Raw genomic sequence first — 15,480 nt, forward strand, 5'->3', positions numbered from 1 at the left:
GTAGTCGCCACGACCTAGGCTGGGGGCGTGAAGGAGTTCGTTGTCTACACCGCCATGCGGGTCGTGCTGTTCCTGGCGTCGTTCGGTGTCGTCGTGGGCGTGATGGCCCTCTTGTTCGACGGTCGGTACAACCTCTTCTGGGCCGTGATCCTGGCCTTCCTGATCTCCGGCATCGCGTCCTACTTCATCCTCAACCGGCAGCGCGAGGCCTTCGCGCAGCGCGTCGAGACGCGCGCGTCCCGGGCGTCTGCGGCCTTCGAGGAGCGCAAGGCGCGCGAGGACCAGGACTGACGCGAGCCTGACGCGAGCCTGATCCGGTGCCCGGTCCGATGCCGCTGCGGGTGACGCGGGGCCAGGCGCTTGCCTGGCGGATGCGTCGTCAGCACCTGCTCTCGGGCGCCGCCGACCCGACCGAGGTCGTCCGGACGCTGGCGGCGGTGTCCGTCTTCGGCTCCGACCCCGACCTGTCCGTACGCCGTCGGCTCGCGTCGCCGGGCGAGCCGGGGGAGGTGCAGCGTGCCCTCACCGACGGCCGACTGGTGCGGACGTTCTCGTTCCGCGGGTCGGTGCAGGTGATGGCGCCCGAGACCGCCGGCACCTACCTCGCGCTCCGGTCGGCGGGACGGCAGTGGGCGCTCAAGAGCTGGGTCGAGCACTACCGGCTCGCTCCCGACGAGTGGCCCGACCTGCGGGCGGTCGTCCGCCAGGTCGTCGCGTCCGGTCCGGTGCGACCGCAGGCGGTCGCCGACGTGCTCGCCGGGCACCAGCGCTTCGCCCACCTGGCGCAGGAGTTCGCGGAGCCCAACCACACCTTCCTGAAGCCCTTCGCGTGGCAGGGCGACATCGTGCTCGGCCCCGACCTCTCCGGCCCGCTGGAGCTGCAGAGCCCCGCGCTGGCACCCGGGTGGGCCGGCGTGCCGGACCTCGAGGAGGCGGGACCGCGCGCCGTCCTGGAGTACGTCGACGCCTACGGCCCGACCACGCCGGGGCTCGTCGACCACTGGCTCGGCGGCGGGTTGAGTGCCGGCCGGAAGCGGCTGGAGCGGTGGTGGCGTGAGGTCGAGGGCGACCTCGTCGAGGTCGACGTCGAGGGCGAGGCGCGCTGGCACCTCGCGTCCCGGGTCGACGACCTCATGACCACGCGGCCCGAGCCGACGGTGGTGCTGCTGCCGGGCAAGGACGACTGGGTGATGGGTCCGGGCACCCAGGACCCTTGGGTCGTGCCCCCCGGGCACCGCACCGCCATGACCCGCGGGGCCAACCCCGTGCTGGCCGACGGCGTCGTGGCAGGCACGTGGCGGGCCCGGGCCGACGTGCTCGAGGTCGACGTCCCGGCGTCGGCCGGGCTGGCGGCCGAGGCGACCCGGCTGGGGTCGCTCCTCGGCGCCGACCTCGAGCTCAGAACCCCGTGAGGTTGTAGGCCGGCTCGCGGAGGTCTGCCATCGCGGCGAAACGTCGTACGTCGTCGTCCGTGCCCACGACCCGCCCCGCCCGGCGCAGCTGCGGCACCGGCACGTTGCCGAGGTAGAGCGCGCCGAGGGTCTCGGCCGTCACCCGCACCGTCGCCTCGTCGTCGGTGGGGGTGACCGTCGCGACGCCGTCCCTGGTGGTCACCGCGAAGCGACCGGCCGCGTGCCCCTGCGGGTCGTCGACCTCGAGCACGACCGTCCCGTCGGCCGTCCAGGGGCGGGCCTCCAGCGCCCGCGGGACGTCGAGGACGCGAAGCCAGAGGAACTCCTCGAGCTCGGTGGTCTTCACCCGGTTGAGGTCGGTGAGCGCCCACATCAGCGGGTCCTCGGGGTGGACGATGTTGAAGGTCACGGTCTTCACCCGGTCCAGCGACGCGAGGAACGACCACAGCCCGAGCTGCGCCTGCGGCGTGAGCGCGGCCATCTCGTCGACCTTCACGGTGTCCTTCTCGTCGTGCTTGAAGATCGCGAAGCCGTCGACGCGCCTGTCGTCGTCGAGGTGGACCGCGGTGCGGATCTTGCGGTGCGCGCCGCTGCCGTTGAAGTCGTAGGCCCCGGTGTGCATGTCCTCGTACTGCGCCGGCCACTCGACCGACCCTCGCTGCCGGGCGTGGAAGGTGTCGAAGACCGCCTTCACGTGCGGCCAGGCGTCTGCCGGCTCCAAGAGCTCGACGCGGCCCGGGTCGGTGAACGAGCGGAACGCGAAGCCGGTGGTCGTGTTGACGTCCACGCCCTGCCGGAACGTCGCCGGCCCGAAGCCCCACCGGCCATAGATCGTGGCCTCGGACGCGGTCAGTGCCGCGATCGGGACCCCCTTCGCCACCGCGTCGTCGAGGTCGTCCTCGATCATCCGGCGCAGCAGGCCGCGGCGCCGGTGTGCGGCGCTGGTGGTGACGTCGGTGATCATCCGCAGCGGCAGCAGCTCCCGGCCGGCGTTGAGCGTCTTGTCGAGGCTGGCGTACGTCGCGACCGGCATCGGCCCGGCGCCGAACTCTCCCTCGGGCAGCCACGCGCCGCGCACGATGACCTCGTCGGTGCGGTAGTGGCGGACCCACCGGTCGATGAGCTCGTCCTCGGGGCGGGGGTCACGGAAGCCGCGCAGGACGGCGCCGACCCAGCCCCGGCGCCGGGCGACCGCCTCGTCGGAGTCGTCGGAGAAGTCGAGGATCGCGAAGTCGTAGTCCACCCCGCCACGCTAGTGAGCGCACCGCATGTGGGCCACGCGTTTTCCGTGGTCGAGGAGCAGCGACGTGCCGCTACGACACCAGGAACAGCGGCACCGCGACGAGGACCGACCAGATCAGCTCAGCGGCCCCCGTGGCGGCCAGGACGGGGATGAGGGCCGGCCCCGTGGCGCCGCCCAGGACGGCACGGGTGGGCGGCAGCGCCCGGGCCAGGAAGCCGAGGCCGACGAGCGCCCACCAGGTCGTGGCGACCGCGACGGCGACCACGGCAGCAGCGGCGACGAGCACGAGGAAGGCGTAGACCGAGCGGGTGCGCTCGTCGCCGAGCCGCACCGCCAGCGTCCGCTTGCCGGAGACGGTGTCGGTGGGGATGTCGCGCAGGTTGTTGGCGACGAGGATGGCGCAGGCGAGCGCGCCGACGCCGACCCCGGCGTAGAGCGCGGGCCACTCCCACGTCTCGGTCTGGACATAGGTCGTGCCGATGACCGCGACCAGGCCGAAGAAGACGAAGACCATCACCTCGCCGAGGCCGAGGTAGCCGTAGGGCTTCTCGCCGCCGGTGTAGAACCAGGCGGCGACCACGCACACGAGGCCGACCGCGACGAGCCACCACGCGGTCGTGGCGGCGAGGACCAGGCCGGCCGCGGCCGCCACGCCGAAGGCGGCGAAGGCGGCGGTCTTCACGGCGCGCGGTGACGCCGCTCCCGAGCCGACGAGCCGCATCGGGCCGACGCGGTCGGCGTCGGTGCCACGGACGCCGTCGGAGTAGTCGTTGGCGTAGTTGACGCCGACCTGCAGGGCGAGGCTGACGACCAGGGCGAGCAGCGCCTTCCACCACACCGCCTCGTCGACGTACGCCGCCACGCCGGTGCCGGCGAGCACTGGCGCGACCGCGGCGGGGAGGGTGCGCGGTCGGGCGCCGGCGAGCCAGTCAGCGGAGGAGGTCACCGGTGGATTCTGGCAGTGGCGCGTCCGCTTCGAGCATCGAGGGCGGTCCCGCCGCCGCGTCGTCCGGCTCGGGGGCGCCGGCGCGAGCGTCGGCCAGGACGTCGGCCGGCACGTGCTGCTCGAGGAAGCGGCGCCCGGCGTGCGCGGAGACGTGGAGCCCCGCCGCGCCGGCGGTGACGATGGCGGCAATGGTGAGCCAGCCGAAGGCGCCCCACTCCATGGCGAGGAAGCCGTAGACCGCCGGCGCCCAGAACCTGCCCAGCGTGCCGCCGAGCTCGGAGACGCCCTGGTAGTCGCCGCGACGTCGCGGGTCCATCAGCTCCGCCTCGAGGGTCCAGCCCGAGGCGGAGAGGAAGAGCTCGGCCCACGTGAGGACGACGTGGCCGAGGAAGAACAGCACGATGGTGATCCAGCCGACCGTCTCGTGCGTCGCCAGCGTGATCAGGCAGGTGAGCACGAAGAAGAGGGTGGAGAGCCGCACTGCTCGCAGCGCTGTGCTGATGTCGTGGATGCCTCGCGACGCCAGCCGGGGGAGCACGATGCACATGAGCGTGTTGGTGCCGAAGAGGATGGCGACGAGCACCTTGGGAGCGTCGGTCTCGGTCACCAGCCAGACCGGGATCACCGTGTGCAGCAGCACCTGGTTCGTCCACATGACTCCCGTGAAGGTGGTCACCGCGATCCAGGCGCGGTTACGGATCGCGGGGATGCCCTCGGGCTTCACGCGCGGCTCGCTGCTGCGAACGTCGTGGCTGGCGTCGGGCAGCCGGAGGATCGCCGCGCTGTTGGCCAGGAACAGCACCGCGCTCAGCGCGGGCGCCCAGCGGAGCGCGTCGGTGCCGAAGGCGATGGCCCCGGCGCCGAGGAAGGCGCCGATGCTGAAGCCGACGTTGAGGGCGGAGTACATGTAGGCCCGGGACTCGACCCGCTCCGCCGGAGGGAGGATGTCGATGACATAGGCGCCGTGGGCCGTCCCGCCCAGCGTGCCCGCGACCTCCATGGCCACCGCGAGGGCGACGTACTCGGGGAAGCTGTCGATGAACGGCCACGCCAGGAACAGCGCCCCCTGCACGACGGCGCTGAGGGACCACATGCGCTTGGGGCCGAAGTGGTCGACCAGCTTGCCCATGGGCACCGCGACCACGAAGCTCGCGATCGCAGCGATGGTGAGGCCGATCCCGACCTGCCCGAGGGACAGGCCGACGACGAGGGTGAAGAACACTGCCGAGCCGGCCAGGAACGTGCCGTCCCCCGACGCGAAGATCAGGGACTGCAGCGAGAGCCGTCCGGCCAGTGCGGACGGAGGCGTGGCATAGCGTTTCAGGGCGGTGAGCATCGCCGATCATCCTCTCCCGCGGCACCGACAGTCGTCCTGCCATTTTCGGACGCGACCGTCGTGACGTTCGTCCCTCTGGTGGTCGAGGAGGTCGCTCAGCGACCGTCACGAGACCCGGCCCGGTCCGGCGAGCACCTTCACGGAGGATCTGGGTCACCAGGTGACCCGCGATCCCGACACCCACGACCCGACCAGGCGGCAGACTACGTACGACTCAGGCGGGGGGCGTCGGTGTCGCCGCTGGGCGCAGCGTGCCCTGGAGGTCGATCATGAGGGTGTCCAGGTCGAGTGCCCACGTGTCGTGCTGGCCCGGAGCCACGAGCCGTTGCATGCGGGCGCGCGCGTCGCGGACGGCGTCTCGCAACGATCGCGCGCGGGCCCCACCGGCGTCGTCCGGTGCCGTGGACTCGAGCACGGTGAGCCCGTCCTCGGCGGCGGCGACGCGTCCCTGGCTCACGGCCCAGCCGCCGGCCATCTCCTCGTGGGACCCCGCGAGGCGCAGCTCGCGCAGCAGGTCGCGTGCGAACCACTCGACCTCGGCCTCCTGGCGCTCCAGCTCGCGCTGCCACGAGGCCCGACGCCGTCCGCGTACGACCAGTGGGACGGCGACGAGGCATCCCAGCACGACAGCGGCCGCGACCCACCACACCCAGGACGGCACTCCGTCGTCCTCGCCCTGTCCCTCGGCTGCCTGGTCCTCGGGCGCTTCCGTAGGCGTCTGGGTGGGGGTCTCGGTGGGCGTTTCCGTGACCGTCTCGGTGGGCGTCTCGGTGGGCGTTTCCGTGACCGTCTCAGTAGGCGTCTCGGTGGGGGTCTCGGTAGGCGTCTCGGTAGGCGTTTCCGTGGGGGTCTGGGTGGGGCTCTCCGTGCCCGACGGCGTGCGGGTCGGGGTGGGCAACGTCCCTGTGGGTGTACGCGTGGGGCTGGGCAGCTCGGTGGCCGTGGGCGTCCGGGTCGGCGAGACGGTCGGCCCGCCTCCTTCTTCTCCGCCACCCCCACCGCAGGCCGTGAGCAGACCGAGCGCCACGAGCAGCAGGCCGCCGAGGCGGAGTCGTCGCGTCATGACACTCGGGCGCACCGATCCCCCTCGAGGTCGTTGGGTGTGACGCAGCCGGACAGGTGCGCCACACGCTGCCCGACCGGTAGCCGGCAGGCATCATCCGTGCCGGGTGAGGCGCCCGCCTCCCCCGCCGAGCGGGATGACAGCCCCGTGGGCGCCGTGGACACTGGGAGCCATGCCGAGCCTCGGACGGGGTGCGGCCTCCGCGCTCGAAGGGATGATGGCGTGACGACGAAGAGCGACTTCTCCGAGGAGGAATGGGCCCGGATCGTGCGGGCACCGTTCGTGGCCGGGCTGGCGATCTCCCTGGCCGACCCGGGCGGCCCCATCGAGGCAGCGAAGGAGACGATGGCCGCGATGAAGTCGGCCACCAGCCCGCCGAGCCGCGAGGAGCTCCTTGCCGACGTGGCGCTCGACGTGCAGGCGATGGTGCAGGAACGCCGGCATCCGCTCAAGGGCTACAAGCCCACCGGCCCTGCGGTCGGGGACGAGGTGGTGGCCGAGCTCCGCGGGGTGGTGGAGGTCGTGGCCGCCAAGGCGTCTGCCGAGGAGGCAGCGGCGTACGGCGCCTGGTTGCTGGCGAGTGCCCAGGCCTCGGCCGACGCCGCCAAGGAGGGCGGCTTCATGGGCTTCCGCGCGGAGCAGGTCAGTGCCGGCGAGCAGGCGATGCTCGACCGGGTCCGCGAGGCCGTCGCCACCTGAGGGCGGCGCCCTGGGTGTCGATGGACGTCGCGGCTACGGAGCCCGGCCGTCCTCGTCGTCGGCCTCCTCCGGGGGGCGGCCCTGCGCCATCCGCGCGGTGTCCCGCCTGATCTGCTCGGCCCTGCGTCGCTCGAACAGCAGGATGGCCACGACGACCCCCACCATCACGACGACGGTGGCGACGAGCCGGAAGGCGTCCATCCCTCCACCGTGCCACGCAGCCGGCAGGGAGCACAGTGGCGGATGGCACGGGTCGCGGGGGAGGGGTGGCTACGCGCCGGGCACCACGCGCATGTCGCGGTCGGCGCCGCCGTCGAGCGCGCGTAGCGCCCCCTGGTAGGCCTCGCTGTCGTGCGCAGCGACCGCTGCCTCGACCGACGGGAACTCGATCACGATCGTGCGGGTGGACTCGCCCTTCTCGAAGGTCACCTCGGGCACGCCGCGCACGAGGAACCGGCCACCCGCCGCGGTGAGCGCCGGTCCGGCGAGCGTGGCGTAGGCCGCCACCTTGTCGGGGTCGTGGACGGCCTTGTAGGTGGTGATCCAGTACGCGGTCATGGCCGCGACCCTACGGCGTACGACCGGGGCCGTGCCCGGTCAGGTCGCCGAGCCGTGCCGTGCGAGGTAGCGCTCCGCGGCCCGGGCCGACGGTCCCATGGTGAGCGTCGAGACCGCCACGATGACCGCGATCGTGATCCACCCGAACGACCCGTGCTCCATCGCCAGCCAGGTGTAGAGCGCGGGCGCCCACACCGAGCCGAGGGTGCCGCCGATGTGGGCGGCGCCCTGGTACTCCGCGCGCTGGTCGGCGTCGGTCAGGTCCGACATGAAGCCCCAGTGGCCGGCCGACTGGAAGAGCTCGGCACCGGTCACCGTGACGTGACCGAGCCAGACCAGCGCGATCGTCACCCAGCCGATCGTGTCGTGGGTGACGAGCACGATGGCGCAGGACAGGACGAAGAAGCCGGACGAGATGTACGACGCCCGCAGCGACCGCGCGACGGAGTCGACGCCGCGTGCCGCGGCGACCTGCAGCAGCACCGCCATCACGGTGTTGGTGGCGAAGAGCCACGCGAGCAGCACGCGCGGGGCGTCGGTCTCCTCGACGAGCCACAGCGGGATCACGATGTTGAGCAGCACCTGGTTGGTGCCGAGCACGCCGTCGCCCGTCATCAGGGCGAGGAACGGCCGGTTCTTCAGCGCACGCGGCTTGACCACCTCGTCGTCGGTGGGTCTCGGGGCCTTCGCGGGCGGGTCGGGCAGCCTGGTGATCCAGTACGTGTTCGCAAGCAGGATGGCGCCGGTGAGGAGCGGCACGGCGCGCACGACGGCGTCGCTGTTGGTCGCCAGTGCGAGGCCGCCGATGAGGGCGCCGACGGTGAACCCGATGTTGAGCGCGGCCCGCATGAAGGCCTGCGACTGGACGCGCTCCTCGCGGGTGAAGATGTCGATCGTGTAGGCACCGCGGCCGCTCCAGCCGGCCTGGCTGACCACCTCGAGCACGACCATCATCGCGAGGTAGGCGGCGAAGCCGTGGATCAGCGGCCACACGAGGTAGAGCAGGGCGGTGAGCCCGGCGCCGATCGCCCACGTGCGTCTCGTGCCGACGCGGTCGGCGAGCTTGCCCGCCGGCACCGCGAAGAAGAACGACACGACGCCGGCGACGGTGAGGCCGATGCCGACCTGGGCGGCCGAGAGGCCCACGATCTGGGTGAAGAAGACCGCGGAGCCGGTGATGAAGGTGCCCTCGCCGACCGCGAAGAGGATCGACTGGACCGACAGCGACCGTGCGAGCGGCGACGGGGGGAGCTGCCGCTGCCACCAGGACTGCGCCCCTGGCTCGCGTCGCGTCTCGGTACCGTCCATCGTGCTCATGCTGGCAGAGCCACTAGCGTTCGTCGTGTGAGTTTCCTGCGGCCCTCGGACGAGCCCTCCGTCGCCATCCGGCAGCTGTCGGGGTGGCTGGAGGCCGACGCCCCGCCACCGCTGCTGATCGAGACCTCGGGGTCGACAGGCAGGCCGAAGGGGGTCGTCCTCCCGCGCCGCGCCGTGCTCGCCAGCGTCGAGGCCTCCGCCCGGCGGCTGGGCGCGACGGGCCGGTGGCTGCTCGCGCTGCCGTCGTCGTACGTCGCGGGGGTGCAGGTCATCGTCCGCTCGCTGGTCGCCGGTCACAAGCCCGTCGTCGTGGAGGGCCTCGACATCGGGCGGGCCGTCGCGGCGGACCAGGCCGGGACCCCGACGTTCGCCTCGCTCGTGCCGACCCAGCTCCACCGCATCGTCGGCGACCCCGAGCAGGTCGCGGCCCTCGCCCGCTGCCACGCGGTCCTCGTCGGCGGCGGCGGCCTCGACCCGGCGGTCCGCAGGCGCGCGGAGGAGCAGGGCGTCCGTGTCGTCGCCACCTACGGCTCGTCCGAGACCGCCGGCGGGTGCGTCTACGACGGCATGCCGCTCGACGGGGTCGGCGTGACGATCGGCGCCGAGGGACGCGTGCGCATCGCCGGTCCGACTCTTTTCAGCCACTACGCCGACGACCCCGAGCTGACCGCCGAGTCCGTCGTCGACGGCTGGTTCCTCACCTCCGACGCCGGCCGATTCGACGAGGACGGACGCCTGCAGGTCATCGGTCGCGTCGACGACGTGGTCGTCAGCGGCGGCGTGAAGGTCCCGGTCACCGCCGTCGCCCGGCGGCTCCGCGAGCACCTCCTCGTCACCGACGCCGAGGTCCTCGGTGTCCCCGACCCCGAGTGGGGCCAGCGGGTCGTCGCCGTCGTGGTCGGCAACGTCCGCGAGGCCGAGCTGCGCGACTGGGTCAGCCTCGAGCACCCCCGGTCATGGGCGCCCCGCGAGTTCCGGTGGGTCGAGAGCCTGCCGCTGCTGCCCAACGGCAAGGTCGACCGCCAGGCCATCAGGGCCGCGCTCTGATGGCCCCGCCCCTAGGCGAGGTGGACGACCTGCACGTCTTCTCCATCCCGCTGCGCACCCGGTTCCGCGGCATCACGGTCCGCGAGGGCGTGCTGCTGCGCGGTGACGCCGGTTGGGGGGAGTGGTCGCCGTTCCTGGAGTACGACGACGCCACCGCCCGTCCGTGGCTCGCCTGCGCGCGCGAAGCAGCCGACGTGGGGTGGCCCGGGCCGTTGCGCTCCGTCGTGCCCGTCAACGTCACCGTCCCGGCCACCGACCCCGACCGGGCGCACGCCATCGTCACCGCCGGCGGTTGCCGCACGGCCAAGGTCAAGGTCGCCGAGCGCGGCCAGACGCTGGCCGACGACCTCGCCCGCGTCGAGGCGGTGCGCGACGCGCTCGGGCCGGACGGCCTGGTGCGGGTCGACGCCAACGGCGCGTGGGACGTCGACGAGGCGATCCGCGCGATCGCCGCGATCGACCGCGCGGCCGGCGGCCTGGAGTACGTCGAGCAGCCGGTGATGGCGGTCGAGGACCTCGCTGTCGTACGACGACGCGTGGACGTGCCGGTGGCCGCCGACGAGTCGATCCGCCGGGCCGAGGACCCCTACCGGGTGCGCGACCTCGAGGCCGCCGACGTCGCGGTCCTGAAGGTGCAGCCGCTGGGTGGGGTGCGAGCCTGCCTGCGCATCGCCGAGGACATCGGCCTGCCGGTCGTGGTCTCCAGTGCCGTCGAGTCGAGCGTCGGCATCGCTGCCGGAGTGGCCCTCGCGGCGGCGCTTCCCGAGCTCCACCATGCGTGCGGGCTCGCGACCGTCCAGCTGCTGACCGACGACGTGGTCACCGAGCCGATGCTGCCGGTCGACGGCCTGCTGCGGGTGGCCCGGCCCGAGGTGGACGCCGCGGCGCTGGCGCGGCTCGCGGCTCCCGCGGACCGGGTGGCCCACTGGCGCGACCGGCTGGCGTCGGTAGGGCAGGATCAGCGAGCGTGACCAACCCCTCGACCGAGGTCGCCCGGACCGTGGTGACCGCGCTCCGCGGCGCCGGGGTGCATGAGGCGGTCATCGCGCCCGGCTCCCGCAACGCGCCGCTCTCCTTCGCGCTCTACGATGCCGCCACCGCCGGGGCCCTGCGCTTGCACACGCGCATCGACGAGCGGACCGCCGGCTTCCTCGCCCTCGGCCTCGCGAAGGTCGGCAACCGCCCCGCGGCGGTGACCTGCACCTCGGGCACGGCCGTGGCCAACCTCCTGCCCGCCGTGGTCGAGGCCGCGCACGCCGGTGTGCCGATGGTGGTCGTGACCGCCGACCGGCCCGCGCGCCTGCGGGGCTCCGGCGCCAACCAGACCACCGACCAGGTCGGGATCTTCGGCTCCTTCGCTCCGACGCTCGACGTCGCCGCCGCCGATCTCGACGCGATCCTCGCGTTCGTCCGCAGCCACGGGGGCAACCGGCCGGTGCACCTCAACGTGCAGCTCGACGAGCCGCTGCTGCCCGACGACGGGGGCTGGGAGGCCGCCGCCGAGGACCCGCCGCCCTGGCCGGCCACGCCCGCCGCGCCCGTGGAGCGACTGGTGCTCGCGCCAGGGCCTCGCACGGTCGTCGTCGCCGGGGACGACGCCGGTCCGCCTGCCCGCGTCCTCGCCGAGAAGGCGGGCTGGCCGCTCCTCGCCGAGCCGTCCAGCGGGTGTCGCACCGGCGACAGCGTGGTCCGCACCTACCGGCTGCTGCTGGTCGGAGAGCTGGGACAGCAGGTCGAGCGGGTCGTGGTCCACGGCCACCCCACGCTGTCGCGCCCGGTTGCGCGCCTGCTCGCCCGCGACGACGTCGAGGTCGTCTCGGCCCGCCACCGCGGCAGGTGGGCCGAGCGCCCGTTCGCCGTGGCCAGCGAGGTGGACCAGGTCGACGTCACCGGGCCGGACGACCCGGCGTGGCTCGAGGCCTGGCGCGAGGCGGACCGCGCCACGTCGCGCGGGCTCGACCGGTTCCTGGCCGGCGAGCCCGACCTCACGCCGTACGAGGTGGCCGGGGCGGTCAGTCGTGCCCTGCCGGCGGGCGGGCTGCTGTTCGTCGGCGCCTCCAACCCGGTCCGCGACCTCGACCTGATGGTCGCCCGCTACGAGGTGGGCGGGCGCCGCAAGGTCATCGCCAACCGCGGCCTGGCCGGCATCGACGGCACGATCAGCTCGGCGATCGGCGCCGCGCTGGGCCGGCCGCGCTCCACGCGCGCGCTGGCCCTGATGGGTGACGTGACCTTCCTGCACGACACGACCGGTCTCCTCCTCGGCCCGCGCGAGGAGCGCCCGGACCTCACGATCGTCGTGGTCAACGACGACGGCGGATCGATCTTCGCGACGCTCGAGCAGGGTGCACCGGAGCACGCCGACCGTTTCGACACCCTCTTCGGCACCCCGCACGGCGTCGACGTCGCCAGCCTGTGCGCGGCCGCCCGGGTGCCGCACCTGCGGGTCACCGGGCTGCCCGAGCTGGAGCAGGCACTCGCGATGCCCAACGGCGGGATCGAGGTCGTCGAGGCGCGCGTGCGACGCGACAACCGCGCCGAGCTGGACGCAAAGATCCGCGCCCTGGTCCTTCCCTGAGGCAGGGAGAGTGGTCCAGGGCGCGGATCGTCGTGCCGGGTGAGTCAGTCGATCAGGACTGCGGGGTCTCCCACACGCGGACCCAGTCGACGTACATGTGCTGCGGGAGCTTCTTGTCCGGCATCTCCAGCGCCTCGTAGTCGGAGGCAAGCAGGCTCAGGATGAGGTACTGCTGCTCCTTCGAGACGCGGGCAGACGTGCGCCAGGTCTCCTTGCCGTCGATGCGGAAGATGATCGTCTTGGGCGTCCACTGGACCGAGAACACGTGGTAGTTCTTCGACCAGCCGTCCTTGTTGTTCTTCAGGAACGACTTCGAGTCCTTGATCCACGAGCCGGTCTTGATGAGCTTCTTGCCCTTGTACCAGTGGATGAAGCTGGTGAGGCCACCCTGCGGGTGCTTGTCACCGAAGTACTCGATGATGTCGATCTCGTGGCCGGCGCTGCCCGGGCCGTTGCCACCGTTGGGCTGCGACCAGAAGCTGGCGTGCTGACCCTGCGACTTCTGCATCTTGACGCGTGCGGCGGCGACGCCGTACTTGAAGTCGAACGCGCCCTCGGTGCCGACGTGGCCGTTGAGGCGGTAGGAGATCTTCTTGTTCTTCTTGCGCGAGGCGGCCTTGCACTTGCCCTTGGCCGACTTGTCCTTGATGACGCTCAGGCGCAGGGCGCCGCTGCCGACCTTGACGGCCTTCGGGTCACCCTTGGAGCACTTGCGCTTGCTCTGCGGCTCGTACTCCTGGCCACGCATGCTCCACACGGGGCTCAGGGTGCTGCCGGAGAACTCGTCGGTGAAGGTCGGGGTCAGCCACTGCGTCGTGTCGGCGGAGGTGCTGGAGACCTTCTTGAGGCCCTTGAACTTCTGCGCGGTGACGCGGTAGGTCACGGCGGCGCCACCCTTGGACACGACGGCGGAGAAGTTGGCGCGGCCGGACTTCTCCTGCTTGGCGGTGCCGACCTTCTTCCACGAGGAGCCGTTGAGCTGCTCGAGGACGACCTTGCGGCCGACCTTGACCGGCTTGACGGTCGCGGTGACGGCGGCCTTGGCCGAGTCGGCGCTGGCGGTGCGCTTGCCCTGCTGGACGATCTGCGGGAGCACCTCCAGGCTGATCTTCTGGCTGGCCTTCTTGGTCACCGACGTCGACGCGGGGCGTGCCGCGGAGTCGGTGGCCGAGCCGGTCTCGACCGTCAGGAGCAGGGACGCGGGCAGGAGCAGCGCGACGGCGCTGCCTGCGAGCACGCGGCGTGCAGACATGTAGGACTCTCTTCGTCTCGGGTGCGATTGGTGATTCCCCCAGGGCACTCCACCCGTCGGAGGCTGCCCCACCCTAACCTTCTGTCCCACCCGTACGACGATTCCCCACGCTGACCGCGCCTAGTGTGGTGACCATGCGGATCACCAAGTTCGGCCACGCGTGCGTCCGGGTGCAGGGCGACGGCGGTGTCGTCGTCATCGACCCGGGAGTGTTCACCGACCCCGCTGCGCTCGAGGGCGCGGACGCCGTCCTGATCACCCACGAGCACCCCGACCACGTGCATCCCGACCACCTCCGCGGGAGCGGCGTGCCGATCTGGACCATCGCCGCGGTCGAGCGGCTGCTGCGCGAGCAGGCACCCGAGGTCGCCGACCGCGTGACGGTCGTGCGTCCCGGCGACCGGCTCGAGGTCGCCGGCACGGCGGTCGAGGTCGTGGGCGAGAAGCACGCGGTGATCCACCCCGACTACGACCGCTTCGACAACTCCGGCTTCGTCCTGGAGTCCGGGGGAGCGAGCGTCTACCACCCGGGTGACGCGCTGACGCCGCCTGGACGCGAGGTCGACGTCCTCCTCGCGCCGGTGAGCGCGCCGTGGCTCAAGGTCAGCGAGGCGATCGACTTCGTGCGCGAGGTCGCGGCGCCCCGCTCGCTGGCGATCCATGACCGCGTCTACAGCGACATCGGCCTCGACATGGTCGCCACCCACATGGGCAACCTGCTGCCGGCGGGCCAGGTGTTCGAGCGGCGCGAGCCGGGCCGGGACCTGTAGGTCAGCCGGCGCCGAGCGCGTCGCGGACCGGCACGAACTTCGCCTGCGACTCGGCCAGCTCGGCCTCGGGGTCCGAGCTCGCCACGATGCCGCAGCCCGCGAAGAGCCGCACGCCCGACTCGGTCACCATCGCGGAGCGCAACGCGATGCCCCACTCGCCGTCACCGGAGGCGTCCATCCAACCCACGGGGCCGGCGTAGCGCTCGCGCGGCATCCCCTCGATCTCGGCGATGAGCCGGGTGGCGTCGGTGGTCGGGGTGCCCCCGACCGCCGCCGAGGGGTGGAGCGACTCGGCCAGCTGCAGCGACGTCGCGTTGTCGTGGACGACGCCGTTGACGTCGGTGGCCAGGTGCATGACGTTGGGCAGGTGGAGGACGAACGGCGCCTCGGGCACGTTCATCGACGAGCAGTGCGGCTCGAGGGCGTCGGCGACCGAGCGCACGGCGTACTCGTGCTCCTCGAGGTCCTTCGACGAGCGGGCGAGGGTCGCGGCCAGCGCGAGGTCGCGCTCGTCGTCGCCCGTACGCCGGATCGTGCCGGCCAGCACGCGGGAGGTCACCAGGCCGCGCTCGCGGCGCACGAGCATCTCGGGGGTGGCACCGAACAGGCCGTCCACGTGGAAGGTCCAGCACATCTCGTACTGCTCGGCGAGCCGGTGCAGCGGCCAGCGGACGTCGAGCGGCTCGTCGGTGGTCGCGATGAGGTCGCGGGCGAGCACGACCTTCTCCAGGTCGCCGGCGGAGATCCGGCGGACCGCCTCGGCCACGACCGTCATCCACTCCTCGCCGTTGCGGGCGCCGTCGGAGAAGACGAGACCGACGGGCGGCTCGGGGGCGGGAGCGGGGGTGAGCGAGGGTGCCTCGACCGAGACGGTGGTCAGCCAGGTCCGGTCGCCGCGGCGGCCCACGATGACCTGCGGGATGACGAGCAGCGACTCGCCGGGCTCGTCGGCGAACGCGAACGCCCCGAACGAGACGAGGCCCGTGCCGGGCTCGGCGACCTGGTCCTCGACCTGGGCGCGGGCGACGGTCTCGGACCACCACTTCACCGCGTCGCTGAACCGGGTCGGTCCCGAGGTCTCCAGTCGTGCCGCGACGCCCCAGCCCACCAGGCCCTCGCCGCGCCGCAACCAGCTGACCGGCTCGTGCCGGGGCAGCAGGTCGAGGAGGGGGAGGTCCGCCAGGTCCACGGGGACGGTGCGCACGACGAGCGGCGGGGTGGAGGCGGACGCGGGGATCGTCACGAGGGGGCAGCCTACG

General features: G+C 72.7%; 16 protein-coding genes. 7 read left to right on the forward strand and 9 right to left on the reverse strand.

What is annotated here, in order from left to right; genetic code table 11:
- Window positions 1-27: 27 nt before the first annotated feature.
- Both AC1DP1_RS13765 and AC1DP1_RS13770 read left to right on the forward strand, forming a co-directional pair.
- On the forward strand, window positions 28-291 hold the full coding sequence (locus tag AC1DP1_RS13765) for a DUF4229 domain-containing protein (protein WP_457191642.1): 264 nt from the start codon (window positions 28-30) through the stop codon (window positions 289-291).
- Window positions 292-317: 26 nt separating this feature from the next.
- Complete coding sequence (locus AC1DP1_RS13770) at window positions 318-1,412, forward strand: DNA glycosylase AlkZ-like family protein (RefSeq protein WP_477507310.1); 1,095 nt, start codon at window positions 318-320, stop codon at window positions 1,410-1,412.
- Here AC1DP1_RS13770 and AC1DP1_RS13775 read toward each other — a convergent pair.
- The 4 genes from AC1DP1_RS13775 to AC1DP1_RS13790 form a co-directional block, all read right to left on the reverse strand.
- On the reverse strand, window positions 1,399-2,655 hold the full coding sequence (locus AC1DP1_RS13775) for a GNAT family N-acetyltransferase (protein ID WP_477507311.1): 1,257 nt from the start codon (window positions 2,653-2,655) through the stop codon (window positions 1,399-1,401). The two genes, AC1DP1_RS13770 and AC1DP1_RS13775, sit on opposite strands and share 14 nt — an antisense overlap.
- Window positions 2,656-2,725: 70 nt before the next feature.
- Entirely contained in the window at window positions 2,726-3,601 is an 876-nt protein-coding gene (locus AC1DP1_RS13780; protein ID WP_457191636.1) for a 1,4-dihydroxy-2-naphthoate polyprenyltransferase, read from the reverse strand.
- Complete coding sequence (locus AC1DP1_RS13785; RefSeq protein WP_477507312.1) at window positions 3,585-4,937, reverse strand: MFS transporter; 1,353 nt, start codon at window positions 4,935-4,937, stop codon at window positions 3,585-3,587. Before AC1DP1_RS13785 ends, AC1DP1_RS13780 begins: the two co-directional genes overlap by 17 nt.
- 214 nt (window positions 4,938-5,151) lie before the next feature.
- Entirely contained in the window at window positions 5,152-6,000 is an 849-nt protein-coding gene (locus tag AC1DP1_RS13790; protein ID WP_477507313.1) for a hypothetical protein, read from the reverse strand.
- Between the two features lie 222 nt (window positions 6,001-6,222).
- Between AC1DP1_RS13790 and AC1DP1_RS13795 the strand changes: the two genes are divergently transcribed.
- On the forward strand, window positions 6,223-6,699 hold the full coding sequence (locus tag AC1DP1_RS13795; protein ID WP_457185633.1) for a hypothetical protein: 477 nt from the start codon (window positions 6,223-6,225) through the stop codon (window positions 6,697-6,699).
- A 33-nt stretch (window positions 6,700-6,732) separates the two neighbouring features.
- On the opposite strand, the gene AC1DP1_RS13800 is transcribed toward AC1DP1_RS13795, so the two are convergent.
- The 3 genes from AC1DP1_RS13800 to AC1DP1_RS13810 form a co-directional block, all read right to left on the reverse strand.
- Window positions 6,733-6,900: a hypothetical protein gene (locus AC1DP1_RS13800; protein ID WP_477507314.1), complete on the reverse strand. Its 168-nt coding sequence runs from the start codon at window positions 6,898-6,900 to the stop codon at window positions 6,733-6,735.
- Between the two features lie 69 nt (window positions 6,901-6,969).
- On the reverse strand, window positions 6,970-7,257 hold the full coding sequence (locus tag AC1DP1_RS13805; RefSeq protein WP_477507315.1) for a DUF1330 domain-containing protein: 288 nt from the start codon (window positions 7,255-7,257) through the stop codon (window positions 6,970-6,972).
- A 39-nt stretch (window positions 7,258-7,296) separates the two neighbouring features.
- The gene (locus tag AC1DP1_RS13810; RefSeq protein WP_477507316.1) at window positions 7,297-8,565 is read right to left on the reverse strand and encodes an MFS transporter; all 1,269 of its coding nucleotides are present in this window, start codon (window positions 8,563-8,565) and stop codon (window positions 7,297-7,299) included.
- A gap of 36 nt (window positions 8,566-8,601) precedes the next feature.
- Here AC1DP1_RS13810 and AC1DP1_RS13815 point away from each other — a divergent pair, with 36 nt between their 5' ends.
- Genes AC1DP1_RS13815 through menD form a run of 3 tightly spaced genes read left to right on the forward strand, consistent with a single transcriptional unit; the run spans window position 8,602 to window position 12,199 of the window.
- On the forward strand, window positions 8,602-9,621 hold the full coding sequence (locus AC1DP1_RS13815; protein WP_477507317.1) for an AMP-binding protein: 1,020 nt from the start codon (window positions 8,602-8,604) through the stop codon (window positions 9,619-9,621).
- Entirely contained in the window at window positions 9,621-10,592 is a 972-nt protein-coding gene (locus AC1DP1_RS13820) for an o-succinylbenzoate synthase (RefSeq protein WP_477507318.1), read from the forward strand. Before AC1DP1_RS13815 ends, AC1DP1_RS13820 begins: the two co-directional genes overlap by 1 nt.
- Window positions 10,589-12,199, forward strand: a complete 1,611-nt coding sequence (gene menD, locus AC1DP1_RS13825; RefSeq protein WP_477507319.1) for a 2-succinyl-5-enolpyruvyl-6-hydroxy-3-cyclohexene-1-carboxylic-acid synthase — start codon at window positions 10,589-10,591, stop codon at window positions 12,197-12,199. The genes AC1DP1_RS13820 and menD overlap by 4 nt, the downstream gene beginning before the upstream one ends.
- A gap of 52 nt (window positions 12,200-12,251) precedes the next feature.
- On the opposite strand, the gene AC1DP1_RS13830 is transcribed toward menD, so the two are convergent.
- Window positions 12,252-13,451, reverse strand: a complete 1,200-nt coding sequence (locus AC1DP1_RS13830) for a glycoside hydrolase family 16 protein (protein ID WP_477507320.1) — start codon at window positions 13,449-13,451, stop codon at window positions 12,252-12,254.
- Window positions 13,452-13,585: 134 nt separating this feature from the next.
- Between AC1DP1_RS13830 and AC1DP1_RS13835 the strand changes: the two genes are divergently transcribed.
- Complete coding sequence (locus AC1DP1_RS13835) at window positions 13,586-14,221, forward strand: MBL fold metallo-hydrolase (RefSeq protein ID WP_477507321.1); 636 nt, start codon at window positions 13,586-13,588, stop codon at window positions 14,219-14,221.
- 1 nt (window position 14,222) lies between these two features.
- Here the strand turns inward: AC1DP1_RS13835 and AC1DP1_RS13840 are convergent, their stop codons facing one another.
- Complete coding sequence (locus AC1DP1_RS13840; protein WP_477507322.1) at window positions 14,223-15,464, reverse strand: isochorismate synthase; 1,242 nt, start codon at window positions 15,462-15,464, stop codon at window positions 14,223-14,225.
- Window positions 15,465-15,480 lie beyond the last annotated feature (16 nt).

This window comes from Nocardioides sp. P4_G10, assembly GCF_056401175.1.